Here is a 25,749-nt window from a genome sequence, read left to right as displayed (position 1 = left end):
TTAATTTTAATAAGAATTATAGGGTGGTGGTTGACTTAGTATGATTTTGTTAAATTTAAAAAGGCAACTTGCAACCTGTTTATTATGAATAATATTAACTTGGGGTGGATAAAATAAGAAATGCATGATAAGAGGTGATAATATGGCAGAAAAAATAAAAGGCGATTTAATTATCATAGGTGGAGCAGAAGATAAAGAGGGAGATAAAGAAATTCTAAAAAAAGTTTGTAACTCTATAAATAAAGATAAAGATATCATATTAATTGCAACTATAGCTACTGAATATCCAGAGGAGGCTTTAGATAAGTATAAGAAAATCTTTAGTAATTTAGGAGTTAAAAATATTAAAAGTTTAAATATTGAAGAAAGGGAGCATTCCTTAGATGAAAAAAACATTGAATTAATTAAGGAAGCTGCTCTTATATTTTTTACAGGAGGAGATCAATTAAGAATAACTAGTTTAGTTGGTGGAACCTCAATTTATGATGCCTTAAAAAATGCTAGTTTAAATGGATGCATAATAGTGGGAACTTCTGCAGGAGCATCTGTTATGAGTGACACTATGGTTGTTAATGGTGAAGATGATGAATCTCCAAGAAAATGCACATTAAAGATGGCTCCTGGACTAGGTTTTGTAGAAGGGGTAATGATAGATCAACACTTTGCCCAAAGGGGAAGAATAGGTAGACTTTTGACTGGGATTGCACAAAATCCAGAAGTTTTAGGTGTTGGTATAGATGAAGATACAGCTTTGGTAGTAAGGGACAATGGAGATGCACAAGTTATTGGAAGTGGAGCTGTTTATTTTTTAGATGCGAGAAATATTACTTATAGTAATGTTTCAGAGCAAAATTATGATGAAGTATTAAGTATGTTTAATGTTAAGTTACACGTATTAAAAGAAGGAGATAAATTTAATCTCCTAAGTAGGTTACCTTTTGAGGAGGATAAAAGTAAAGATGAAAATAATAGAGACTAAGGTCTTTAAAGGAAAAAATATCTATTCCCTTAAGAAATGTATTAGACTTGATGTTGATTTAGAAGGATATTGTGAAACACCAAGTAAGAATATTGAAGATTTTAACTTTAATCTTGTTAATATGATTCCTGAATTAAGAACTCACAGATGTGGAATTGATGAAGATGAAGGATTTATAAAGAGACTTAAAGAAGGAACTTACTTAGCTCATATTTGTGAACATATAATTTTAGCAATTCAAAATAAATTAGGAATAGATGTACATTATGGTAAGTCTAGAGAAATTAAAGAGGATCATTATTATATAGTTTTTCAATACATTTATGAAAATACAGCTTTAGAAGTAGCTAAATTAGCAATAGATATTATCAATGCTTTAATAAATAAAATACCAATAAATTATGATGAAAGAATAGAATTTTTAAAGGAAATTTTAAATAATGAAATTCTTGGACCAAGTACTAAATCTATTTGTGATTATGCAAATAAAGTTGGTCTTCCTATTATTAAATTAGGAAATGGAGAATTTTATCAAATAGGATATGGAAAACAAGGAAGAATAATAGAAGCTTCTATAAGCCCTAATACAAGTTGTATATCTGTTGATATAGCATGTGATAAGATGCTAACAAAAGAATTATTAAGAACTCAAAGCATCCCTGTAGCTAAAGGGAGTAAGGTGAAGAATGTAATTAATTTATTGAAAGAAGCAGAAGAAATAGGATATCCTGTAGTACTTAAGCCTCAATATGGAAACAAAGGGAAGGGTGTAATTTTAAATTTAAAAAGTGAAAAAGAATTATTAGATGCTTATAGAAAAATAAAAGATAAATTTAAAGATATAATTATAGAAAAATATCATAAAGGAAAGGATTTTAGGGTATGTGTAGTGAATTATAAAGTAGTTGCAGTATCTCTTAGAATTCCTCCTTTTGTTATTGGAAATGGAAAAGATACTATATTTGAACTTATTAACAAGTTAAATGAAGATCCTTTAAGAGGGGAAGATCATGAAAAGCCTTTAACAAAAGTAAAATTAGATGAAGAAGTAATAGATGCCATATCAGAGCAAAGAAAGACGTTGATGGAGGTTCTAGATAAAGGGGAGAAGATTTATCTGAGGAAAAATGCCAATTTATCTACTGGTGGAGAAGCTATAGACTTTACAGATGAAATTTGCGATGAAAATATAAATTTATGTATTAGGATAGCTAAAACTTTGAAATTAGATATATGCGGTATAGATATATGTACTGATGACATATCTATACCTATTTATAAAAATGGTGTTGTAATGGAAGTAAATGCAGCTCCTGGATTAAGAATGCACTTAAATCCTAGTAAAGGAAAATCAAGAGATGTGGGGAAAGAAATAGTTAATATGATTTATAATAATAAACCTTGTAATATACCTATCGTAGCTATAACTGGAACTAATGGTAAGACAACTACAACGAGATTAATAACTCATACTCTATCTAAAATGGGTTATTGTGTAGGAATGACCAGTAGTAGTGGTATTTATATAAATGATGAATGCATAGATGTAGGTGATGATACAGGTTTTGAAAGTGCTAAGTCAGTATTATTAAATCCTGATGTTGAAATTGCAGTATTAGAAACTGCAAGAGGAGGAATTATTAAAAAGGGTTTAGCTTATGATTTAGCAGATGTAGCTGTAATTACTAATATAAGAGAAGATCATTTGGGAATTGATGAAATAAATTCTATGGAAGATCTTTGTTGTGTTAAGTCACTAGTAGGAGAAGCTGTTAAAGATGAGGGATATGTTGTCATAAATGCTGATGATAAATGGAGTAAATCAATACTTAATAGAATAAAAAGCAGAAAGGTCTATTTTACATTAAATTCAAGTAATGAAATATTAATAAAGAAGAATCAAGATGACATTTATGTTTATTTGGAAAATGAAGATATAATCATAATAAACCAAAATAAGAAGTATGTTTTATGCAATATTAATGAAGTTCCAATAACAATGAATGGAATGTTGAAATTCAATATAGAAAATATTTTAGCAGCAACAAGTGCATTGGTAGCGATGAAAGTAGATTACTGTATGATAAAAAATGGAATTACTACTTATCTGCTAAATTCAAAGAAAAACTCTGGCAGATTTAATTGTTACAATGTAAATGGAGTAAATGTTATTTTAGATTATGGACACAATACAGATGGATATATTGCTGTATTATCATCTGTAAAGAAGATGAGTAGTAAGAGGATATTTGGCATAGTAGGTATACCTGGGGATAGATTAAATAAATCTGCGGAAGAGATTGGATGTATATCTGCTAAATATTTTGATTATATTATAGTTAAAGAAGATAAGGATTTGAGAGGAAGAAAGCAAGGAGAAATAGCTAATTTAATAGTAGATGGATTAATTAAAGAGAATAGTAATAAAAAATATGAAGTGATTTTAGATGAAGAAGTAGCTTTAATTAAAGCTTTGAATATGGCTGAAAAAGGTGATACAATAGTTGTTTTCTTTGAAGAAATAAAGCCTTTATTAAAAGTAATTGAAGAAATTGCAAGTTTTGAAACTAAAAGAAAGAGTGCTAGTTATGAAGCTCTAAATTAAAACGTGTTCTTCTAGTTTACTATATTATTAAAAGAATATATAATAAAAATAAACTTCAGAGTTTACTCTGAAGTTTATTTTAAAATATTTAGTTGAAAGGAAATAAAAGTATGAGAATTAAGGCTTATGCTAAAGTAAATATATCCTTAGATATAGTTGGTAAAAGAGAAGATGGTTATCATTTGTTAGAAATGATTATGCAAGCTATAGATTTATATGATGAAATTAATATAGAAAAACAAAAGGAAGGTATAAACATTAAGTGTAATAAATCATATGTTCCAACAGACGAAAGAAATCTGGCCTACAAAGCAGCCAAATTATTTATAGAAAAATATAATATTAATAGTGGGGTTAATATAAATATTAAAAAGAATATTCCTGTGTGTGCTGGATTGGCAGGTGGGAGCACAGATGGAGCAGCTGTTTTAAAAATTATGAATAAGCTTTTTGAAATTAATGCTACTGATGAAGAATTAATGGAGCTTGGTTTAAAACTTGGAGCAGATGTTCCTTATTGTATAAAGGGTGGAACTGCTTTATGTAAGGGGATTGGAGAAGATGTAAGGGAACTTAAGAACTTTAAAAATAAAATTATAGTTTTAGTAAAGCCTCCTTTTGGAGTTTCTACTAAGAGTGTATATCAAGAATTTAATTTAAATAAGGTTAAAAGTCATCCAAATACAAAACTTCTAATAAAGGCTATTGAGGATAATGATTTAAATACAGTATCTAATAATATGAAAAACCTATTGGAAAATGTTACATTGAGAAAACATAAGGTTTTGATAAATATAAAAGAAGAAATGAAGAATTACGGTGCGTTAGGTGCTATGATGAGTGGAAGTGGTCCTACTGTTTTTGCTTTCTTTGAGGATATGTTAAAAGCTCAAAGATGCTTTGAAAAAATGAAATCTAAATATAATGATGTATTTATTACAAGAACAATTTAAAAATTAAGTATAAACCTCCTAATTTTGGCAATAATTAATGCTATAAGGGGGTTTTGATATGAAAAAGAGTATTGTTTTAATTGGATTAATAATAGTATTAAATTTAAGTGGTTGTGCAAAGTTAGAAAATGGACAAGACTCCAATTATAATAATGAATTAGTTTATGAAGATATAGTTAATGAAATTATTAGATTTCATGTAATTGCAAATAGTAATTCTGAGGAAGATCAGAATTTGAAATTAAAAGTAAGAGATAGAGTTATTGAATTTGTTTCTAATAATTTAAAGGATTGCAAAAGTCTTAATGATGCAAGAGAGTTTATTATAAACAATAAAAGTGAAATAGAGAGTATAGCTCAATTTGTTGTAGATGAAAATGGTTATTCTTATAATGTTACAAGTTCTTTATCTAAGGAAAATTTTCCTGATAAGGTCTATGGAGATGTAGTTTTTCCTCAAGGAGAATATGAGGCCTATAGAATACTTATAGGAGAAGCTAAGGGTGAAAATTGGTGGTGTGTTATGTTTCCGCCTCTTTGTTTTGTAGATGAAACTAAAGAAGCAGTAAACTCTAAAGAAGTAATTAGTTCATTAGAAACAAATAATGTAAAACAAAAAGAAGAAAAAATAAAGTTTAAATTCAAATTATTTGAATTTCTATTTAGAAATAAATCTTGATTAATTTAGATAATATAATTAAACTATATGATATGAATAATAGACAAGCAACTATATATAAAATACATAATAGATGAAGGGAGGGAGCTAGATAAGTTTTTAATTATAAATTTATCTAGAAATTTATATGAAAAAGAAGGCAGTCATATCTTTAAAAAGTTTTAATGATTTAGATACAGATGATGTAATAGAAGTTGTAACTCCTGGAGAATTTTTAGTTACTGAAGATGGATTTAAAGCTATATATGAAGAAACTGAAATATCTGGAATGGGCGGGACAACAACCACTTTAACTATGCTAAATGATAAATTGGTTCTTGAAAGAGAAGGAAATATAAGTGCTAAAATGGATTTTAAAAAAGGAGAAACTTCAATATCCTTATATAATACCCCTTATGGAGTATTAGATTTGCAAATTCACACTGAAGATTTAAAAGTGGATATAAATGAAAATGGTGGAGAAATTACTGCGGAGTATTCTATGGAACTTGCTGGACAACCACCTATTACTACAAAATTGGCGGTAAATGTAAAAACTAATTAAAATTAAATTTTAAAATCATTTTAGATTATCTAAAGTGATTTTTTTGTTTTGTTTTATTTTAATAAAATTTGAATAAATAGGAGTTGGTATGGAGATAATATAGAAAAATAAGGGGGTGAAATTCTTTTGAGTTATAATAATAAACTAGATAAAGTTGCAATTGTTATGAATGTTTTAGCATCGTATTTAGATGTTGATATGAATGAAATAGGTGAAGAATTAAAGAAAAAAGAAAATAAATATATATTTTTGTTACTTCTTAAAAATTATAAATGCTTACAAAAAGATAAAGTTAAGGAGATTTTAAAAATAATAAGTGATAAAAGTATTAAGCATAATATGGATAAAGCTCAAGAGAAATTTCTTATAAATAAAGAATTTAGAGAAATGTATTTAGAAATTCAAGAAGGACTAAATAAAATTATTTAAAAATAAAAACAAAAATAAAAACAAAAATATAACAAAAAAATATAGCTTTTTTTGTTTTTATATGATATTATAACACTTATTGAATTTAGGCATTATAAACCCATCATAAATAGTGAGGTAATTATGATTATATCAAATAGGGGGACTAGTGTCAAGAAAATAAATAATTTTATTTTTTTGGAGGAATAGTATGAAAACTAAGTATGTATTTGTCACTGGAGGAGTTGTATCCTCATTAGGAAAAGGAATAACAGCAGCATCATTAGGTAGATTATTAAAAAATAGAGGATTAAAAGTATCAATACAAAAGTTTGATCCTTATTTAAATGTTGATCCAGGAACTATGAGTCCCTATCAGCATGGAGAAGTCTTTGTAACTGATGATGGAGCAGAAACAGATTTAGACCTAGGACATTACGAAAGATTCATAGATGAAAATTTAAGCCAAAATAATAATGTTACTACAGGAAGAATTTACTGGTCCGTTATATCAAAGGAAAGAAGAGGAGAATACTTGGGGGGAACTGTTCAAGTAATTCCACATATAACAAATGCTATAAAAGAAAGAGTTTATAGAGTTTCTAAGGAAAAGGAAGTAGATGTAGTAATAACTGAAATAGGTGGAACAGTAGGAGATATAGAATCACAACCATTTTTAGAAGCAATAAGACAAATTAAATATGAAGTAGGAAGAGAAAATGTTTGTTTTATTCATGTTACACTAGTTCCTTATTTGGGGAAAGCTGGAGAGTTAAAAACTAAGCCAACTCAACATTCAGTTAAAGAATTAAGAAGCATAGGAATTCAGCCAGATATAATAGTATGTAGATCTCAAAAGGAGTTATCTGATGATTTAAAATCTAAGATAGGATTATTCTGTAATTTAGAAGCTAATTGTGTTATACAAAATTTAGATGCTGAACATTTATATGAAGTACCATTAATGCTACATAAAGAAGGTTTAGATAGATTAGTTTGTGAAAAGTTAGAACTAGGATGTAGAGATATAGATAATACTCAATGGATTGATATGGTAAAAAAAGTTAAGAGTTTGAAAGAAAATGTAAAAATTGCTTTGGTTGGAAAGTATGTAGAGTTACATGATGCATATATTTCTATAGTTGAAGCATTAAATCATGGCGGATTAGCTAATGATTCTAACGTAGAAATTAAATGGATTAACGCCGAAGATGTTAATGAAAAAAATAGTGAAGAATTATTAGGAGATTGCCAAGGAATATTAGTTCCTGGTGGATTTGGAGATAGAGGGATAGAAGGAAAAATAGAAGCAATAAGATATGCAAGAGTGAATAAAAAACCATTCCTTGGAATCTGTCTTGGTATGCAATGCTCAGTAATTGAGTTTGCAAGAAATGTACTAGGATATAAAGGCGCTAATAGTGCAGAAATAGATGAAAGTACATTATATCCTGTTATAGATATAATGCCTGATCAAAAGGATATAGAGGATTTAGGTGGAACAATGAGATTAGGACTTTATCCTTGTAAATTAGATGAAGAAAGTAAAGCTTATGAAGCTTATAAAGAAAATTTAATTTATGAAAGACATAGACATAGATATGAGTTTAATAATGAATATAGAAAATCAGTTATAGAAGCTGGAATGAGTATTACTGGAACTAGTCCAGATGGACGTTTAGTTGAAATAGTTGAAGTTAAGGATCATCCATGGTATGTTTCAGTTCAATTCCATCCAGAATTAAAGTCAAGACCTAATAAGCCACATCCACTTTTTGTAGGATTAATTAATGCAGCATTGAAGGAAAAATAATATTAAATATAAAGAAGGAGCTTAATTAAATATAGCTCCTTCTTTATATTTAAGAATAGACTAAATAATTTAACTTTAGTAAAATATTTATATAGATAGATTGAAAGAGGAATTAATTATGAAAATAAAAAGTATAACACTAAAACTATGTTTACTTTTAATAACTTTAATAATAACTATTTCAATAGTAATTGGAGCATGGTCAATTAAGGATACTAACAAAATTATTCAAGTTGAAATGGGGAAATTAAATAGTGAAATATTAGATGAGGTTGCAGATAATATTTCTATATTTCTTTCAAATATAGAGGAAATAGGAAATAATATTGTGGAAGATAATAAGTTGAATACTGCGTTAGCTATATCTAAAGAGGATGTAGAAAAAAATACTGAAGAAGTTATTTCTTTAAGAAAGTATGTAGAGGGATTATTAAATGAACAGGTATGGAAGTATGGTAAGTATATGAAACCTGATTTATATATAGTGTCTGAAAACGATTTGAATTGTAGTACATATTCTAAAAATAAATATACTATGGACTCTATTAAAAATGAAAATTGGTATAGTGAAATAATAGAGGCTAATGGAAAAACAGTTTTAATAAGTACTTTTGAAGATGAGGAGGGGATTGGTCCTTTTAAATCTATTTTTAGAATGGGAAGATCAATTAAAGACTTAATTTCAGGTGAGACACTAGGGGTCCTTATTATGGATATTAGTGAAAAAATGTTGTTTGATAGGTATAGTAAAATTATAAAAGATGGACGAAGTATCTATATTATTGATTTAAAGGGAGATATTATATCAAGTAAAGATAAGAGATTAATTGGTGAGAACTATTTTGAAAAAATAAAGGTGGATTCTTATTTAGAAGAAGGTGAATGGTATTCAGCATTTAAAAGAGAAAATACAAATTATATTAAAATTGAATCAACTTTAAATAAGTATGGATGGTCAATAATTGAAGAAATTCCATCTCACATTATTAAGCAACCTATAAAACAAATAACAGAAAAGTTTGTTCTAACTTTAATTTTAGCAATAGTTGTATCTTTTATAATTGTTTATAAACTTTCCTCTTGGATTACTAAGCCTGTAATCAATATGAAAAATATAATGGAAAAGGTAATGGATGGAGACTTAAAGGTAAAGGTGAATGTAGATAGGAATGATGAAATAGGTAACCTTGAGGAATCATTTAATAATATGATTAAATGGTTAGATGAGTCTATTGAAGAAATAAAAGAAAAAGAAAAGCAAAAGCGAATTGCAGAGCTAAGCTTTTTACAAGCTCAAATAAATCCTCATTTTTTATATAATACATTAAGTGGAGTAAGGTTTTTAGTATCAATGAATAAGAATGAAGAAGCAGAAGAAATGTTATTTAAGTTTTCTAAACTTTTAAGAAATATATTGCCTAGGGCTAGTGAGTTAATTACATTAAGGGAGGAAATAGAAATAATTAAAGCCTATATTGAACTTCAAAAAATTAGGTATCCTAAATCTTTTGATGTAGAAATAGATATAGAAAAAAGTATAGATAATATAAGAGTACCTGCTTTAATATTACAACCAGTAGTTGAAAATGCAATATTTTATAGTATGGAAGGCGAAAATAAGGAAGGGAAAATTAAGATAGTTGGATATAGTAACTTAGATTATATAATAATTAAAATTGAGGATAATGGTAGGGGGATGAGTAATAGGCAAATTAGCAATGTATTTAATAATAAAGATTCTATTAATAGGGTAGGATTAATTAACGTTCATGAAAGAATACAGTTGAACTATGGAAAGGAGTATGGAATAGAAATTAATAGTGAAGAGGGAAAGGGTACAAGCGTTAAATATGTTTTACCAAAATGAGGGGGATAAAATATGAAAATTTTAATTGTTGAGGATGAAGCACCAATTAGAGAGTGGATAGGTTATACTATTAGGAATATTTCTGAAGAATTCCAAGTGATAGGAAGTGTGAAAAATGGTAAAGAGGCTTATGATTTAGCCTTGAAAAATAATCCGGATGTTGTAATTACAGATATAAAAATGCCTGTAATGGATGGACTAGAACTTTCTAAAAAAATAAAAGAAATTATGCCAGAGGTGTTTATTGTTATCTTAACAAATTTTGCAGAATTTAATTATGCACGGGAAGCTATAAGCTTTGGTGCATATGAATATTTAATAAAATCAGATATTAGACCTAAGGAAATCAAAGAATTACTATATAAAATAGAAGGCAAAATAAAAAGTAAAGACGTGGAATGCCATAAGAGTATAAATGACAACATGTATGAAGAAAAAACATATTCAAAAACAATTGAAAAAGCATTAAGATATATAGAAGAGAATTATAAAAAACATATTTCTCTTATTGATGTAGCAAGGCATATATACTTATCACATGAGTACTTTTCTAGATTGTTTAAGGAAGAGGTAGGAGAAAATTTTAGTACTTATTTAACTGTATATAGAATTAATAAAGCTAAGGAGTTAATAAAAAATACGGATATGAAAATATCACAAATAGCAATGGAAGTTGGATATTCTAATCCAGGATATTTTTCTAAAAATTATAAGAAATATATGGGGGTATCCCCTGAAGAAGATAGAGAATAAAATTATATAATAGAAAAATGTCAAAATATTTTTTAAAAATCAATATTTTACTATTAAATTAAAAGATAATTACACTTAATATCAATATTATTCATATAAAGTAAATTTAGGTTTATGTATAATTAAATTAACTAAAGGTTATTGTTTTATTATAAAGGAGAAGTAATGGATAAAAAAACATATAAAACATCAATTAAAATAGTTATATTAGCATTATTTTCTTTAATAGCCTTAAGTTTTGTTAATAAAAAAAATTCTGATGAGGAAGTTTTAAAGCCTATTAAGGTTGCCGTAGTTTTTACAGGAAGTGGACTAGGTGATAAGTCTTTTAATGATCTTATATATGATGGATTATTAAGGGCTCAAAAAGAGCTAGATATAGAATTTGATTATTCAGAACCTATTAATCCAGAGGAATATGAAGAAAGTATTTTGAATTTTGCAAAGACTAAAGATTATGAATTAATAATTGCTGTAGGTCCTGAACAAGAAAAAGATGTGAAAGCGGTTTCAAAATTATACCCTAATCAAAAATTTACATTAATTGATTCTCAATTAGAAGGTAAAAATATTAGTTCAATTTATACCAGATGGGAAGAACAAGCATTTTTAAATGGTGTAATATCAGGATTACTAAGCAAAAATGAATATAAAAAAAATGGAAGTATAAGTAAAGCAGGAGTAGTTTTAGGAATGGAAGTTCTTCATCTAAGGGAAGGTGCTATTGGTTTTGAAGCCGGATATAAATATGTATTCCCAGAAGGTGAAGTTATAACTGCTGTAGTAAATGATTTTAGAAATCCATTAAAAGCTAAAGAAATATCTTTATTAATGTATAGCAAGGGAGTTAAATATATACAACATTTAGCAGGGGCATCTGGGTTAGGGGTATTTTCAGCAGCAAAGGAAGCAGGTGGATATGCTTATGGAATAGATGAAAATCAAAACAATCTTGATCCAAGCGTTATTATATCAACTGCTACAAGATATATAAATGACATAGTATTTAATGAAATTAATCATCTAAAGAAAAGCAATTGGAGCTCAGGAGTACATTATTCAGGAATAAGAGAAGGGGTCATAGACATAACTAGGGAGGGCTCGGAAGTGAGCTTAGATCCTAATATTATGGAAATAGTTAATAAAATAAAGTATAAAATAATCAATAATGATTTATCTTTACCTAAAACAAGAAATGAACTTGATTCTTGGATTAAGGAAAATAAATATATAGATTAAAAGGAGGTTTTTTTATGAGAGCTTTTGATATTATTGCTAAGAAAAGAGATGGTAATCATATAAGTAAAGAAGAAATAGAGTTTTTTATAGAAGGTTATACAAATGGAACCATTACTGATTATCAGGCATCAGCTTTTTTAATGGCCATATATATAAATGGATTAAGTGATGATGAAACTGTTAATCTAACAATGGCAATGATTAAATCGGGAGATGTTGTGGATTTAAGTGATATAAATGGGATAAAAGTAGACAAACATAGTACAGGTGGTGTTGGAGATAAAACATCCTTAATATTAGTTCCTATGGTAGCTGCTGCTGGAGTAAAGGTTGCTAAACTATCGGGCAGGGGATTAGGTCATACTGGAGGAACTTTAGATAAGTTAGAATCAATACCAAACTTTAATATTAATGTTTCTAGAGATAATTTTATTGAATTTGTAAACAAATCTGGGTTAGTGATTGCTGGCCAAACTCAAAATATAGTTCCTGCAGATAAAAAAATATATGCATTAAGGGATGTTACAGCAACAATAGATAGTATTCCATTAATTGCAGCTAGTATTATGAGTAAAAAAATAGCTTCAGGATCAGATGCAATATTATTAGATGTTAAATATGGTGATGGAGCATTTATGAAAACTAAAGAAGATGCAGAAGAACTGGCAAAAACTATGGTTTCTATAGGAAAGGGATTAAATAGAAATACATCTGCTGCTATAACTCTTAATGGAGAGCCACTAGGTTATGCTATAGGAAATGCATTAGAAATTAAAGAAGTAATTGAGGTGCTAAATAATAGAGGGCCGGAAGATTTAAGGGAATTATGTTTAACTTTAGGAGCACAGATGCTTAAATTAGGTGGTATAGAAGAAAACGTTAACAAGGGTAGGGAGTTATTAGAGGAAATACTTAGAAGTGGAAAAGCTTTATGTAAGTTAAAAGAATTAGTTATTAATCAAGGTGGAGATGTAGGAGTAATAGAGGATAAGGATTTATTAAAAATTTCATCTATATCTTATGAGGTAAAAGCTAATGAGGAAGGATATGTATATGAATTAGATGCAGAAAAGGTTGGAATATCTTCATTATTAGCTGGAGCAGGAAGAGAGACTAAGGATGATGAAATTGATTATGGAGCTGGAATAGTTCTAAGTAAAAAAATAGGTGACTATATTAATATTGGGGATGTATTAGCCACAATTTATACAAGTGATAAGGATAAAATACAAGATTCGGAAAAAATGCTTTTATCGGCATATACAATAAAAAAAGAAAAGCCTATAAGAGAGGATATTATATATAAAATTATTGAATAAGAGATAAGCTTAAAATCATATATAGATAATAGATAGGAGGGATTATAGATGTTTAATAGAATTTTTTTAGTAATTTTAGATTCAGTTGGTATTGGAGAAGCTCATGATGCTGATGAATATGGAGATAAGGGTGCCAATACTTTAGGAAATATAGCAAAAGCTACAGGCGGATTAAACCTTCCTAATATGGAAAAGTTGGGACTTGGAAATATAGCAGATATTGAAGGTATAAGAAAGGTAGACAGGTCAGAAGCATATTATACTAAGGCCACCGAACTTTCAAGAGGCAAGGATACAATTACTGGACATTGGGAAATTGTAGGACTTCATATAGATAAGCCATTTCAAGTGTTTACTGATACTGGATTTCCACAATCACTTATAGATGAGCTTGAAGAAAAAACAGGACATAAATTCATAGGTAATATAGCAGCATCTGGAACAGCTATACTTGATGAGTTAGGTGAAGAACACATTAAAACAAAAAGTTTGATACTATATACTTCAGCAGATAGTGTATTACAAATAGCTGCTAATGAAGAAATAATACCATTAGAAGAACTTTATAGGGTTTGTGAAATTGCTAGAGAAATTACTTTGAAAGAAGAATATAAAGTAGCAAGAGTTATAGCAAGGCCTTTTATTGGAAGTGCTAAAGGTAGTTTTACAAGAACAGCTAATAGGCATGACTATGCATTAAAACCTTTTGATAATACTATATTAGATGAAATTAGCTCAAGAGGCTATGAAGTTGTTGGAATAGGAAAAATTTCAGATATTTATTGCAATCAAGGTATTACTAAAAGTATAAAAACAAAAAACAATGATATGGGAATGCAAGAAATTATTCATATTGCCAAGGAAGAAGATTATAAAGGACTAATATTCTTAAATTTAGTAGATTTTGATTCTGTTTATGGACATAGAAGAAATCCATTTGGATATAAAGAAGCATTAGAAAGATTTGATATACAATTAAAAGATTTAATTGAAGAATTAAAAGATGATGATTTATTAATAATTACTGCTGATCATGGGAATGATCCTACATTTAAGGGGACAGACCATACAAGGGAATATGTTCCTGTAATAGTTTATGGTAAAGAACTAAAAGAGCCTAAAAAACTTCATGAATTAAAAACTATGGCGGATATTGGTGCAACAATAAATGATAATTTTAGTAACTGTGACGAAAATTCAAGCTTAAAAATAGGAAATAGTTTCTTAAATGACATTAAATAAATAAATTTTGTCTAATTAATTTAAAAAATTTTCAATAATACATAGTATTTATTGAAAAAATTATCAAAAATTATAATAAATAGATTTAACTCTAGTATAAGTAAATGAAATAGATATATAATATTAGATGTAGGATAAATTTGTTAATTTATATAATTATATTGTAAGGAGATAAAAGATGACAGTAACTATAGATGATATAGCTAAGCAAGCTGGTGTATCATCTGCAACTATTTCAAGGGTGCTAAACAATTCTTCCTATGTTAAGGAGGAAACTAGAGAAAAAGTTTTAAAGGTAATAGAAGAAATGAATTATGTTCCAAGTGCTATAGCAAGAAGTCTTTCAAAAAGAGAGACAAGCACTATTGGTATAATAGTTCCTGACATTACAAACTCTTACTTTGGTGAAATTATTAAGGGGATTAGTAAAATTGCAGAGGATGTTGGTTTAAATATAATATTGTTTAATACAAATAATAATGTGAAGAGTGAGTTAAAAGCTTTGGAAGAAGTTAAAAAGCATAGGTTAAAGGGTGTTATTATGACTCCTTGCTTTGGAAACACAGAATTTCAAACTGATTTCATAGAAACTATAAGGGGTATAAATATACCAATTGTTTTAGTTTCTGCTGATTTAAGCTATATAAATTTAAGTGGAGTATTTGTAGATGATGTAATGGGTGGGTACGAGGCTACAAGTGCTTTAATAAAAAGTGGTCATAAAAAAATAGGAATAATTACAGGTATAATGAGCTCAAGTTCAGCTGTTAATAGATTAAAAGGTTATAAAAGAGCATTAGAGGAAAATGATATTCCAATTATTAATGACTACATAAAAGAAGGAAATTTCGACTTAGATATAGCTTATGAATTAACAAAGGATTTCTTTAAACGAAAAAATCCACCTACCGCAATAATTGCATGTAGTAATAGAATGACTTTAGGTGTAATTAAAGCTTTAGTAGAACTAAAGATGAAAATTCCTAATGATATGGCATTAATTGGGTTTAATAAAGTTGAGCTTATAGATATAGTTGGTATAGATTTATCTTATATGGAAGATTCCCCTATGGAGTTAGGTGAAGTTTCAATGAATCTTCTTCTAGATATATTAAAGTCAAGAGAAGATGAGGGTAAGATAAAAAGAATTAATATACCCCCTAAATTAATTTTAAAGGGCTCAGAAATTTTTCATGGGAAAAGTCTATAATTGTATAAGCTAAATTAAAATTTGTGCATTTCTTTGTTTATCAAAGATTGCTATATATTATTTTATGGAGGGATTTATAAATGAAAAAAAAGTTAATAGCACTAACACTTTCAGCACTTATGATCACAGGCTTAGTAGGTTGTGGAAATAATAGTACATCAAAGAAAGAGCTTAAGGTAGGGATGGTTACAGATGCAGGAACTATAGACGATAAGTCATTTAACCAAGGAACTTGGGAAGGTATCTTAAAAGCTAAGGATGAATTAAAAATTGATAATAACTACATCAAACCAACAGGAACTACAGAAGCAGATTATATGAAGGAAATAGGAAATCTTTATGATACAGGATATAAGTTTATAGTTACTCCTGGATTTAAATTTGAAACTGCTATATTCCAAGCACAAGATAAATATCCAGATGCGAAGTTTGTTATAATTGATGGTGCACCTAACAATGGTAAATTTGATAGCTCAAGAGTAGAAAAAGTTGGGGATAACACTGTTGCTATATACTTTGCTGAACATGAAGCTGGATTTTTAGTAGGAGTTGCAGCAGCACTTCAACTTAAGGAAGGAGAGCTAGGCTTTATTGGTGGAATGAAAATTCCAGCAGTTCAAAAGTTTAACTGGGGATTCCAACAAGGTGTTAAGTATGCTAACGATAATTTAGGAACTAAGATGAGTATAAAAGCAGAAAATGTTGTATATGAAGGTACATTTGATAATGTTGCAGGTGGACAACAACTAGCAGCTACTATGTTTGACAAGGGAGTAAAAGCTATCTTTACTGCAGCAGGTGGAGTTGGAGTTGGAGCTATAAAAGAAGCTAAGGATAGAGCGGCTAATGGTAAGGAAGCTTGGATAGTTGGCGTTGACGTTGATCAATACAAAGATGGTGTATATGATGAAGCTGCAAATAAATCAATTATTTTAACTTCAGCTGTTAAGAAGGTAGATACAGCATCATTTGATATGATTAAAGATGAACTTGATGGAAACTTTAAAGGTGGACAAACTTTAATTTTTGATGCTAAGACTGGTGGAATAGGTATCCCAGCTGAAAATCCAAATCTTTCAAAAGAAACTCAAGATAAGGTTGAGGAAGTTTTAGGATTAATTAAAGAAGGAAAAATTGTTGTTGCAGATAAAGCAGATAATTTAATTGAGCCTTAATAAATAATTACTTAAGGAAATTTAAAGGTGTTCCTTTAAATTTCCTTATAAGTACAAATAGGAAGTGGTGAATTATATGGATTATGTAGTAGAGATGCTTAATATTCGAAAAGAATTTCCAGGAATTATAGCAAATGATAATGTTACTTTACAACTAAAAAAGGGAGAAATCCATGCTCTGTTAGGAGAAAATGGTGCTGGTAAATCTACATTAATGGGAATGTTATTTGGAATGTATAGTCCAGAGGCAGGAATANTTTCAAGTGTTTACTGATACTGGATTTCCACAATCACTTATAGATGAGCTTGAAGAAAAAACAGGACATAAATTCATAGGTAATATAGCAGCATCTGGAACAGCTATACTTGATGAGTTAGGTGAAGAACACATTAAAACAAAAAGTTTGATACTATATACTTCAGCAGATAGTGTATTACAAATAGCTGCTAATGAAGAAATAATACCATTAGAAGAACTTTATAGGGTTTGTGAAATTGCTAGAGAAATTACTTTGAAAGAAGAATATAAAGTAGCAAGAGTTATAGCAAGGCCTTTTATTGGAAGTGCTAAAGGTAGTTTTACAAGAACAGCTAATAGGCATGACTATGCATTAAAACCTTTTGATAATACTATATTAGATGAAATTAGCTCAAGAGGCTATGAAGTTGTTGGAATAGGAAAAATTTCAGATATTTATTGCAATCAAGGTATTACTAAAAGTATAAAAACAAAAAACAATGATATGGGAATGCAAGAAATTATTCATATTGCCAAGGAAGAAGATTATAAAGGACTAATATTCTTAAATTTAGTAGATTTTGATTCTGTTTATGGACATAGAAGAAATCCATTTGGATATAAAGAAGCATTAGAAAGATTTGATATACAATTAAAAGATTTAATTGAAGAATTAAAAGATGATGATTTATTAATAATTACTGCTGATCATGGGAATGATCCTACATTTAAGGGGACAGACCATACAAGGGAATATGTTCCTGTAATAGTTTATGGTAAAGAACTAAAAGAGCCTAAAAAACTTCATGAATTAAAAACTATGGCGGATATTGGTGCAACAATAAATGATAATTTTAGTAACTGTGACGAAAATTCAAGCTTAAAAATAGGAAATAGTTTCTTAAATGACATTAAATAAATAAATTTTGTCTAATTAATTTAAAAAATTTTCAATAATACATAGTATTTATTGAAAAAATTATCAAAAATTATAATAAATAGATTTAACTCTAGTATAAGTAAATGAAATAGATATATAATATTAGATGTAGGATAAATTTGTTAATTTATATAATTATATTGTAAGGAGATAAAAGATGACAGTAACTATAGATGATATAGCTAAGCAAGCTGGTGTATCATCTGCAACTATTTCAAGGGTGCTAAACAATTCTTCCTATGTTAAGGAGGAAACTAGAGAAAAAGTTTTAAAGGTAATAGAAGAAATGAATTATGTTCCAAGTGCTATAGCAAGAAGTCTTTCAAAAAGAGAGACAAGCACTATTGGTATAATAGTTCCTGACATTACAAACTCTTACTTTGGTGAAATTATTAAGGGGATTAGTAAAATTGCAGAGGATGTTGGTTTAAATATAATATTGTTTAATACAAATAATAATGTGAAGAGTGAGTTAAAAGCTTTGGAAGAAGTTAAAAAGCATAGGTTAAAGGGTGTTATTATGACTCCTTGCTTTGGAAACACAGAATTTCAAACTGATTTCATAGAAACTATAAGGGGTATAAATATACCAATTGTTTTAGTTTCTGCTGATTTAAGCTATATAAATTTAAGTGGAGTATTTGTAGATGATGTAATGGGTGGGTACGAGGCTACAAGTGCTTTAATAAAAAGTGGTCATAAAAAAATAGGAATAATTACAGGTATAATGAGCTCAAGTTCAGCTGTTAATAGATTAAAAGGTTATAAAAGAGCATTAGAGGAAAATGATATTCCAATTATTAATGACTACATAAAAGAAGGAAATTTCGACTTAGATATAGCTTATGAATTAACAAAGGATTTCTTTAAACGAAAAAATCCACCTACCGCAATAATTGCATGTAGTAATAGAATGACTTTAGGTGTAATTAAAGCTTTAGTAGAACTAAAGATGAAAATTCCTAATGATATGGCATTAATTGGGTTTAATAAAGTTGAGCTTATAGATATAGTTGGTATAGATTTATCTTATATGGAAGATTCCCCTATGGAGTTAGGTGAAGTTTCAATGAATCTTCTTCTAGATATATTAAAGTCAAGAGAAGATGAGGGTAAGATAAAAAGAATTAATATACCCCCTAAATTAATTTTAAAGGGCTCAGAAATTTTTCATGGGAAAAGTCTATAATTGTATAAGCTAAATTAAAATTTGTGCATTTCTTTGTTTATCAAAGATTGCTATATATTATTTTATGGAGGGATTTATAAATGAAAAAAAAGTTAATAGCACTAACACTTTCAGCACTTATGATCACAGGCTTAGTAGGTTGTGGAAATAATAGTACATCAAAGAAAGAGCTTAAGGTAGGGATGGTTACAGATGCAGGAACTATAGACGATAAGTCATTTAACCAAGGAACTTGGGAAGGTATCTTAAAAGCTAAGGATGAATTAAAAATTGATAATAACTACATCAAACCAACAGGAACTACAGAAGCAGATTATATGAAGGAAATAGGAAATCTTTATGATACAGGATATAAGTTTATAGTTACTCCTGGATTTAAATTTGAAACTGCTATATTCCAAGCACAAGATAAATATCCAGATGCGAAGTTTGTTATAATTGATGGTGCACCTAACAATGGTAAATTTGATAGCTCAAGAGTAGAAAAAGTTGGGGATAACACTGTTGCTATATACTTTGCTGAACATGAAGCTGGATTTTTAGTAGGAGTTGCAGCAGCACTTCAACTTAAGGAAGGAGAGCTAGGCTTTATTGGTGGAATGAAAATTCCAGCAGTTCAAAAGTTTAACTGGGGATTCCAACAAGGTGTTAAGTATGCTAACGATAATTTAGGAACTAAGATGAGTATAAAAGCAGAAAATGTTGTATATGAAGGTACATTTGATAATGTTGCAGGTGGACAACAACTAGCAGCTACTATGTTTGACAAGGGAGTAAAAGCTATCTTTACTGCAGCAGGTGGAGTTGGAGTTGGAGCTATAAAAGAAGCTAAGGATAGAGCGGCTAATGGTAAGGAAGCTTGGATAGTTGGCGTTGACGTTGATCAATACAAAGATGGTGTATATGATGAAGCTGCAAATAAATCAATTATTTTAACTTCAGCTGTTAAGAAGGTAGATACAGCATCATTTGATATGATTAAAGATGAACTTGATGGAAACTTTAAAGGTGGACAAACTTTAATTTTTGATGCTAAGACTGGTGGAATAGGTATCCCAGCTGAAAATCCAAATCTTTCAAAAGAAACTCAAGATAAGGTTGAGGAAGTTTTAGGATTAATTAAAGAAGGAAAAATTGTTGTTGCAGATAAAGCAGATAATTTAATTGAGCCTTAATAAATAATTACTTAAGGAAATTTAAAGGTGTTCCTTTAAATTTCCTTATAAGTACAAATAGGAAGTGGTGAATTATATGGATTATGTAGTAGAGATGCTTAATATTCGAAAAGAATTTCCAGGAATTATAGCAAATGATAATGTTACTTTACAACTAAAAAAGGGAGAAATCCATGCTCTGTTAGGAGAAAATGGTGCTGGTAAATCTACATTAATGGGAATGTTATTTGGAATGTATAGTCCAGAGGCAGGAATAATTAAAGTAAATGGAAAAGAAGTTAAAATTTCAAGTCCAAATGTAGCTAATGATTTAGGTATAGGTATGGTTCATCAGCATTTTAAATTAGTTGAAAACTTTACTGTAACTGAAAATATTATTTTAGGACTTGAGCCTAAGAAGTTCTTGACTGTAGATATAAAGAGCGCAGCAAAAAAGATAGAGGAATTATCTAAGGCTTATGGTTTAAACGTTGATCCTTATGCAAAAATAGAAGATATTTCTGTTGGTATGCAACAACGTGTTGAAATACTTAAAATGCTTTATAGAAATGCTGAAGTTCTTATTTTTGATGAACCAACAGCAGTATTAACACCACAAGAAATTGAAGATCTAATTGGAATTATGAAAAATCTTATAAGAGAAGGAAAATCAATAATTTTAATTACACATAAATTAAAAGAAATTAAAGAAGCTGCAGATAGATGTACTGTTATAAGAAGAGGTAAGTACATTGGAACTGTTAATGTTAAAGAAACTTCAGAAGCTGACATGGCCAAAATGATGGTTGGAAGACAAGTATCATTTAAGGTTAATAAAGGAGAAGCGCACCTAGGGGAAGAAGTTTTAAAAATAGAGAATTTATCTGTTAAAAATAATAAAAAAGTTTTAGGGTTAAAGAATTTCAATTTAGAAGTTAAAAGAGGAGAAATAGTTGGTATAGCTGGGGTAGAAGGAAATGGACAAACGGAATTAGTAGAAGCTATAACAGGAATGAGAGCAGCAGAAGAAGGCAAAATATTATTTAATGGGAATGAAATTACTAATTATTCTATTAGAAAGAGAATAGAGGAAGGAATAGCTCATATTCCAGAAGATAGGCATAAAAGAGGACTTATTTTAGATTATACATTAGAAGATAATTTGGTTCTTAAAGTATATAAAAATGAACCGTTTTCAAAAAATGGACTTATTAATAGAAATAAAATTACAGAGTATTCAAATGAAATTATAGAAACTTTTGATGTAAGATCAGGTGAAGGTGGAAAATCACCAGCAAGGTCTTTATCAGGAGGAAACCAGCAAAAAGGAATTATTGGACGTGAAATTCAATCAAATCCTGATTTATTAATTGCTGTTCAGCCTACTAGAGGATTAGACGTTGGATCTATAGAATACATACACAAAAGATTGGTTGAACAAAGGGATAGTGGGAAAGCAGTGCTTTTAGTATCTCTTGAGTTAGATGAGATACTAAATGTTTCAGATAGAATAGCTATTGTTAATAATGGCGAGCTTGTAGGAGTTGTAAATGCTGATGAAACAGATGAAAATGAAGTAGGGCTAATGATGGCAGGAATAAAGAGAGGTGAAAGCTAATGGAAAAGAATCAAGGCATAAAATCAATAATGGCTGTATTATTAGGACTTTTAGCAGGAGCTTTATTAATGTTAATCATGGGATTTAACCCAGCAGAAGGATATAAATATCTATTTATGGGTGGATTAAAGAACCTAGAAAGAATAGGTAATACTCTTGCAACAGCAACTCCATTAATGCTTACTGGACTTTCAGTTGCCTTTGCTTTTAAAACAGGTTTATTTAATATAGGAACTCCAGGACAAATGCTATTTGGAGGATTTTGTTCTATAGCTACAGGGTTAACTTTAGACTTACCAAAAGGAATATTAGTACCAGTAGTAGTACTTGTGGGTATTCTTGGCGGTGCAATATGGGGAATAGTTCCTGGAATATTAAAAGCTAAATTTAATGTTCATGAAGTAGTATCATCTATAATGATGAACTGGATAGCTTATTGGATGGTTTATTATATGGTGCCTCTGTATTTTAAGGGAGAATTTTTAGAAACTGAATCTAAAATGCTACCAGAAACAGCTACTTTAAAAGTTCAATGGCTTTCAGATATATTTAAAGGTTCATATATAAATTTAGGAATTTTCTTAGCAATAATAGCAGTATTAATAATATGGTTTATTTTAAACAAAACTGTTTTAGGATATGAATTAAGGGCTGGTGGATTTAATAGATTTGGTGCTGAATATGCAGGGATGCCTGTTAATAGAAATATTGTTATTTCAATGATGATAGCAGGAGCTTTATCAGGACTTGCAGGAGCAATACAATACACTGGTAATGCTAATATAATGCAAATTGGAGTTATGCCAAGCCAAGGTTTTGATGGTATAGCAGTTGCTTTACTTGGAGCAAGTAATCCAATTGGAGTTATGTTCTCATCATTATTCTTTGGAGTACTTTATGTAGGTAAAGGATTTATGAATGCTGCTGTAAAGGTACCGCCAGAACTTGCAGATACAATAATGGCTACAATAATATACTTTGCAGCAACTAGTATGGTTATGGATAAGGTAATAAAAAAATTAAAGAAATTTAAGAAGGATAAATCTAATAAAATAAACAATTCTTCTGAAAGGGTGGTGGAAAAATAATGTGGAGTATAGTTGAACAAATTTTTCCATATGCAATTTCTTATACAGTTCCTCTGCTAATAACTGCTCTAGGAGCACTTTATTGTGAAAGAAGTGGTGTAGTAAATATAGGATTAGAGGGACTTATGATAATAGGATCTTTTTCTGGAGCCTTAACTGTTTCAAAGTTACAAGCTAATGGAGTACCAGGTGCACTATGGATAGGACTTTTAGTAGCAGTATTAGTTGGAGTATTATTTTCTCTACTTCATGCCTTTGCTAGTATAAATTTAAATGCAGATCAAGTTATAAGTGGTACAGCTATAAATATGATAGCAGGAGCTTTAACAGTTTATTTAGCAAGAAATATTACAGGTAGTGGTAATATAAGAGTTACTAATAGTTTTACTCCAAAGGATCTTCCGGTACTTTCACAAATACCTGTTATTGGACCATTATTCTTTACGAAGACTTATGCAACTACTTGGCTAGTGATAGTCATACTATTAATAAGTGTATTTCTATTATATAAAACTAGTTTTGGTTTAAGATTAAGAGCTTGTGGTGAGCATCCTCAAGCTGCAGCAGCTGCTGGCGTAAGCGTGTTTAAAATGAGATATCTAGGAGTTATGATATCTGGAGGAATGGCAGCTTTAGGTGGAGCTATAATGCTTTTAACTTTTGCTGGAGAGTTTAATGGAAGCGTTGCTGGACTTGGATTCTTAGCATTGGCATCTTTAATATTTGGACAATGGAGACCGCTTGGAATACTAGGAGCAACATTTTTCTTTGGATTTGCTTCAACTATTGCTAATGTGTCACAAGCAATACCAACATTAGCTCAAATACCAGGAGTTATACTTAAGACATTCCCATATATAGTGACATTAATAGCATTAGTATTATTCTCTAAAACATCTCAAGCACCTAAAGCTTCTGGAGAACCTTTTGATACAAGTAAGAGATAATTTTATTAAAATAGATATATGGAGGATGAAGGCGTGAAGATATTTATAGATACAGCCAACATAGATGAAATTATATCTGCAAATGATATGGGGGTTATTTGTGGTGTAACTACAAACCCATCTTTAATAGCGAAAGAAAAAAGAGATTTTAATGAAGTAATTAAAGAAATAACATCAATAGTAGATGGACCAGTTAGTGCGGAAGTTATAAGCTTAAAGCATGATGAGATGGTAGATGAAGCCCTTGAATTAGCAAAAATTCATAATAATGTAGTTATTAAAGTGCCAATGACTATAGAAGGGCTAAAGGCTGTAAATATACTTTCTTCAAAGGGAATAAAAACTAATGTAACCTTAATTTTCTCAACGGCTCAAGCTTTATTAGCTGCAAGGGCTGGAGCAAGCTATGTTAGTCCTTTTATAGGAAGAATAGATGATACTGGAAGTAAGGGAATAGAGCTTATTAAGGAAATTGCAGAAGTTTTTAAAATTCATAATATAGAAACTGAAATAATAGCTGCTAGTGTTAGAAATCCAATTCATAGTATTGAGGCTGCATTAGCGGGAGCAGATATAGCCACAATTCCATATAAGGTTTTAGTTCAAATGACAAAGAATCCTCTAACAGATATAGGGATAGAAAAGTTTTTAGAGGATTGGAATAATAGTAATAAGTAGATATTATTAGTTCTACAAGGATCTGAAAATGGACATCTAAGTGTTTTCGTAGATATTTATTATCTAAAATGCATTAGGTGTCCTTTTATTTATGGTTATTATAAAATAACATAAATATAAAATTAGGAGGGGTATTTTTGAAAATTGGGTCTAACCTAAAAAAACTATTAGCTTATGTGGTAGTATTATTGTTTATTGTAGGGCTTTTACCTATAAAAGCAATAAAAGCAGCTACAGAAGAACTAACAACTAAAACTATTCAAATTCTTGCTACAACTGACTTACATGGTAGATTTGTTCCATATGATTATGCAAGAGCTACAAAGTCAGATGGAGGCTTAACTCAAATTGCAACATTGGTAAATTCTGAAAGACAAAATAATCCTAACACTATACTTGTTGATAATGGAGATAATATTCAAGGAAATTACAATCATTTATTTTTAAATGATGAAAAGAACCCTATGATGACAGCTATGAATTATATAGGATATGATTCATTTGGCTTAGGAAACCATGAGTTTAATTTTGGAATGAGAACATTAAAGGATATAACTGGACAATTACAAAATACAGAAGTTTTATGTGCAAATTTATATAAGGACAACGCAAGGGTATTTAGTCCATATGTATTGAAAACAGTAGAGGATGGAATAAAGGTTGCAATAATTGGAGTAGTTACTCCACATATTGATAGGTGGGATGGACCGAATTTAGCTGGATATATTCCAACAAATCCAACAGAGGAAGTAAAAAAAGTAATAGGTGAAATAAAAGCTATAGGTGGAGCAGATGTTTATGTTGTAACCGCTCACATGGGATTTGAAAGTGAGTATGGAAAGGGTGATTCTGCAAAAGAAATAGCAAAAGGTAATCCAGATGTTGATGTAGTAGTAATGGGACATAGCCACATGGAAAATAAAGGATTAGAAGCCGGTAATGCTATTTTAATTCAACCTGCCAATAATGCTGGTAGCTTAGGAAAAGTTGAATTAAAGTTAACTAAGAAAGATGGAAAATATGAAATAACTTCTAAGACAGGATCACTTATTAGCACAAAAGGTGTTGAAGAGGATACTAAATTAGTGGATATATTAAAAAGTTATGATGA

Annotated in this window: 22 protein-coding genes and 1 pseudogene; all 23 read left to right on the top strand. The window is 29.3% G+C overall.

The genetic code is table 11. The features are described from left to right. Positions 1 to 142: 142 nt before the first annotated feature. Positions 143 to 979 (top strand): cyanophycinase, encoded by an 837-nt coding sequence (locus BN6774_RS16865; protein ID WP_066895863.1) that lies wholly within the window; start codon positions 143 to 145, stop codon positions 977 to 979. Beyond that, positions 960 to 3,584 (top strand): cyanophycin synthetase, encoded by a 2,625-nt coding sequence (gene cphA, locus BN6774_RS16860; protein ID WP_066895860.1) that lies wholly within the window; start codon positions 960 to 962, stop codon positions 3,582 to 3,584. Before BN6774_RS16865 ends, cphA begins: the two co-directional genes overlap by 20 nt. A 110-nt stretch (positions 3,585 to 3,694) precedes the next feature. Next, positions 3,695 to 4,537: a 4-(cytidine 5'-diphospho)-2-C-methyl-D-erythritol kinase gene (gene ispE / locus BN6774_RS16855; protein ID WP_066895857.1), complete on the top strand. Its 843-nt coding sequence runs from the start codon at positions 3,695 to 3,697 to the stop codon at positions 4,535 to 4,537. A 58-nt stretch (positions 4,538 to 4,595) separates the two neighbouring features. Then, positions 4,596 to 5,216: a stage II sporulation protein R gene (gene spoIIR / locus BN6774_RS16850; protein WP_066895855.1), complete on the top strand. Its 621-nt coding sequence runs from the start codon at positions 4,596 to 4,598 to the stop codon at positions 5,214 to 5,216. 127 nt (positions 5,217 to 5,343) lie between these two features. After that, on the top strand, positions 5,344 to 5,760 hold the full coding sequence (locus BN6774_RS16845) for a YwiB family protein (protein WP_066895853.1): 417 nt from the start codon (positions 5,344 to 5,346) through the stop codon (positions 5,758 to 5,760). Positions 5,761 to 5,886: 126 nt separating this feature from the next. Then, positions 5,887 to 6,189: a hypothetical protein gene (locus BN6774_RS16840; RefSeq protein WP_084767086.1), complete on the top strand. Its 303-nt coding sequence runs from the start codon at positions 5,887 to 5,889 to the stop codon at positions 6,187 to 6,189. Positions 6,190 to 6,379: 190 nt separating this feature from the next. After that, entirely contained in the window at positions 6,380 to 7,981 is a 1,602-nt protein-coding gene (locus BN6774_RS16835; protein WP_066895851.1) for a CTP synthase, read from the top strand. A gap of 118 nt (positions 7,982 to 8,099) precedes the next feature. Further along, on the top strand, positions 8,100 to 9,848 hold the full coding sequence (locus BN6774_RS16830) for a sensor histidine kinase (RefSeq protein WP_066895849.1): 1,749 nt from the start codon (positions 8,100 to 8,102) through the stop codon (positions 9,846 to 9,848). Between the two features lie 12 nt (positions 9,849 to 9,860). Continuing rightward, positions 9,861 to 10,601: a response regulator transcription factor gene (locus tag BN6774_RS16825; RefSeq protein ID WP_066895847.1), complete on the top strand. Its 741-nt coding sequence runs from the start codon at positions 9,861 to 9,863 to the stop codon at positions 10,599 to 10,601. Between the two features lie 165 nt (positions 10,602 to 10,766). After that, the gene (locus BN6774_RS16820) at positions 10,767 to 11,840 is read left to right on the top strand and encodes a BMP family lipoprotein (RefSeq protein ID WP_066895845.1); all 1,074 of its coding nucleotides are present in this window, start codon (positions 10,767 to 10,769) and stop codon (positions 11,838 to 11,840) included. 14 nt (positions 11,841 to 11,854) lie between these two features. Continuing rightward, on the top strand, positions 11,855 to 13,159 hold the full coding sequence (locus BN6774_RS16815; protein WP_066895843.1) for a pyrimidine-nucleoside phosphorylase: 1,305 nt from the start codon (positions 11,855 to 11,857) through the stop codon (positions 13,157 to 13,159). Positions 13,160 to 13,207: 48 nt separating this feature from the next. Continuing rightward, positions 13,208 to 14,401: a phosphopentomutase gene (locus BN6774_RS16810; RefSeq protein ID WP_066895838.1), complete on the top strand. Its 1,194-nt coding sequence runs from the start codon at positions 13,208 to 13,210 to the stop codon at positions 14,399 to 14,401. A gap of 178 nt (positions 14,402 to 14,579) precedes the next feature. Beyond that, the gene (locus BN6774_RS16805; protein WP_066895834.1) at positions 14,580 to 15,611 is read left to right on the top strand and encodes a LacI family DNA-binding transcriptional regulator; all 1,032 of its coding nucleotides are present in this window, start codon (positions 14,580 to 14,582) and stop codon (positions 15,609 to 15,611) included. A gap of 80 nt (positions 15,612 to 15,691) precedes the next feature. Continuing rightward, on the top strand, positions 15,692 to 16,786 hold the full coding sequence (locus tag BN6774_RS16800; protein WP_066895833.1) for a BMP family lipoprotein: 1,095 nt from the start codon (positions 15,692 to 15,694) through the stop codon (positions 16,784 to 16,786). A gap of 76 nt (positions 16,787 to 16,862) precedes the next feature. Next, positions 16,863 to 17,042 (top strand): annotated as a pseudogene (locus tag BN6774_RS18350) (ATP-binding cassette domain-containing protein); the annotation flags it as partial. 7 nt (positions 17,043 to 17,049) lie between these two features. Continuing rightward, complete coding sequence (locus tag BN6774_RS16790; protein WP_235829630.1) at positions 17,050 to 17,943, top strand: phosphopentomutase; 894 nt, start codon at positions 17,050 to 17,052, stop codon at positions 17,941 to 17,943. A 178-nt stretch (positions 17,944 to 18,121) separates the two neighbouring features. After that, positions 18,122 to 19,153, top strand: a complete 1,032-nt coding sequence (locus BN6774_RS16785) for a LacI family DNA-binding transcriptional regulator (RefSeq protein ID WP_066895834.1) — start codon at positions 18,122 to 18,124, stop codon at positions 19,151 to 19,153. A gap of 80 nt (positions 19,154 to 19,233) precedes the next feature. Further along, on the top strand, positions 19,234 to 20,328 hold the full coding sequence (locus BN6774_RS16780; protein WP_066895833.1) for a BMP family lipoprotein: 1,095 nt from the start codon (positions 19,234 to 19,236) through the stop codon (positions 20,326 to 20,328). 76 nt (positions 20,329 to 20,404) lie between these two features. Then, positions 20,405 to 21,925, top strand: a complete 1,521-nt coding sequence (locus BN6774_RS16775; protein WP_066895831.1) for an ABC transporter ATP-binding protein — start codon at positions 20,405 to 20,407, stop codon at positions 21,923 to 21,925. Further along, positions 21,925 to 23,013, top strand: a complete 1,089-nt coding sequence (locus BN6774_RS16770; protein WP_066895827.1) for an ABC transporter permease — start codon at positions 21,925 to 21,927, stop codon at positions 23,011 to 23,013. Before BN6774_RS16775 ends, BN6774_RS16770 begins: the two co-directional genes overlap by 1 nt. Further along, the gene (locus tag BN6774_RS16765) at positions 23,013 to 23,960 is read left to right on the top strand and encodes an ABC transporter permease (protein ID WP_066895823.1); all 948 of its coding nucleotides are present in this window, start codon (positions 23,013 to 23,015) and stop codon (positions 23,958 to 23,960) included. The genes BN6774_RS16770 and BN6774_RS16765 overlap by 1 nt, the downstream gene beginning before the upstream one ends. Before the next feature lie 33 nt (positions 23,961 to 23,993). Next, the gene (gene fsa, locus BN6774_RS16760; protein WP_066895820.1) at positions 23,994 to 24,638 is read left to right on the top strand and encodes a fructose-6-phosphate aldolase; all 645 of its coding nucleotides are present in this window, start codon (positions 23,994 to 23,996) and stop codon (positions 24,636 to 24,638) included. A 137-nt stretch (positions 24,639 to 24,775) separates the two neighbouring features. Further along, positions 24,776 to 25,749 (top strand): metallophosphoesterase (locus BN6774_RS16755; RefSeq protein ID WP_207644583.1); only part of this gene is annotated, 974 nt, incomplete at its 3' end.

Origin of the sequence: Clostridium nigeriense, assembly GCF_900086595.1 — a bacterium.
GTDB classification, from domain to species: domain Bacteria; phylum Bacillota; class Clostridia; order Clostridiales; family Clostridiaceae; genus Clostridium; species Clostridium nigeriense.
The sequence above is the reverse complement of the archived record's forward strand: the minus strand, read 5'-3'. Positions and strand labels throughout refer to the sequence as shown.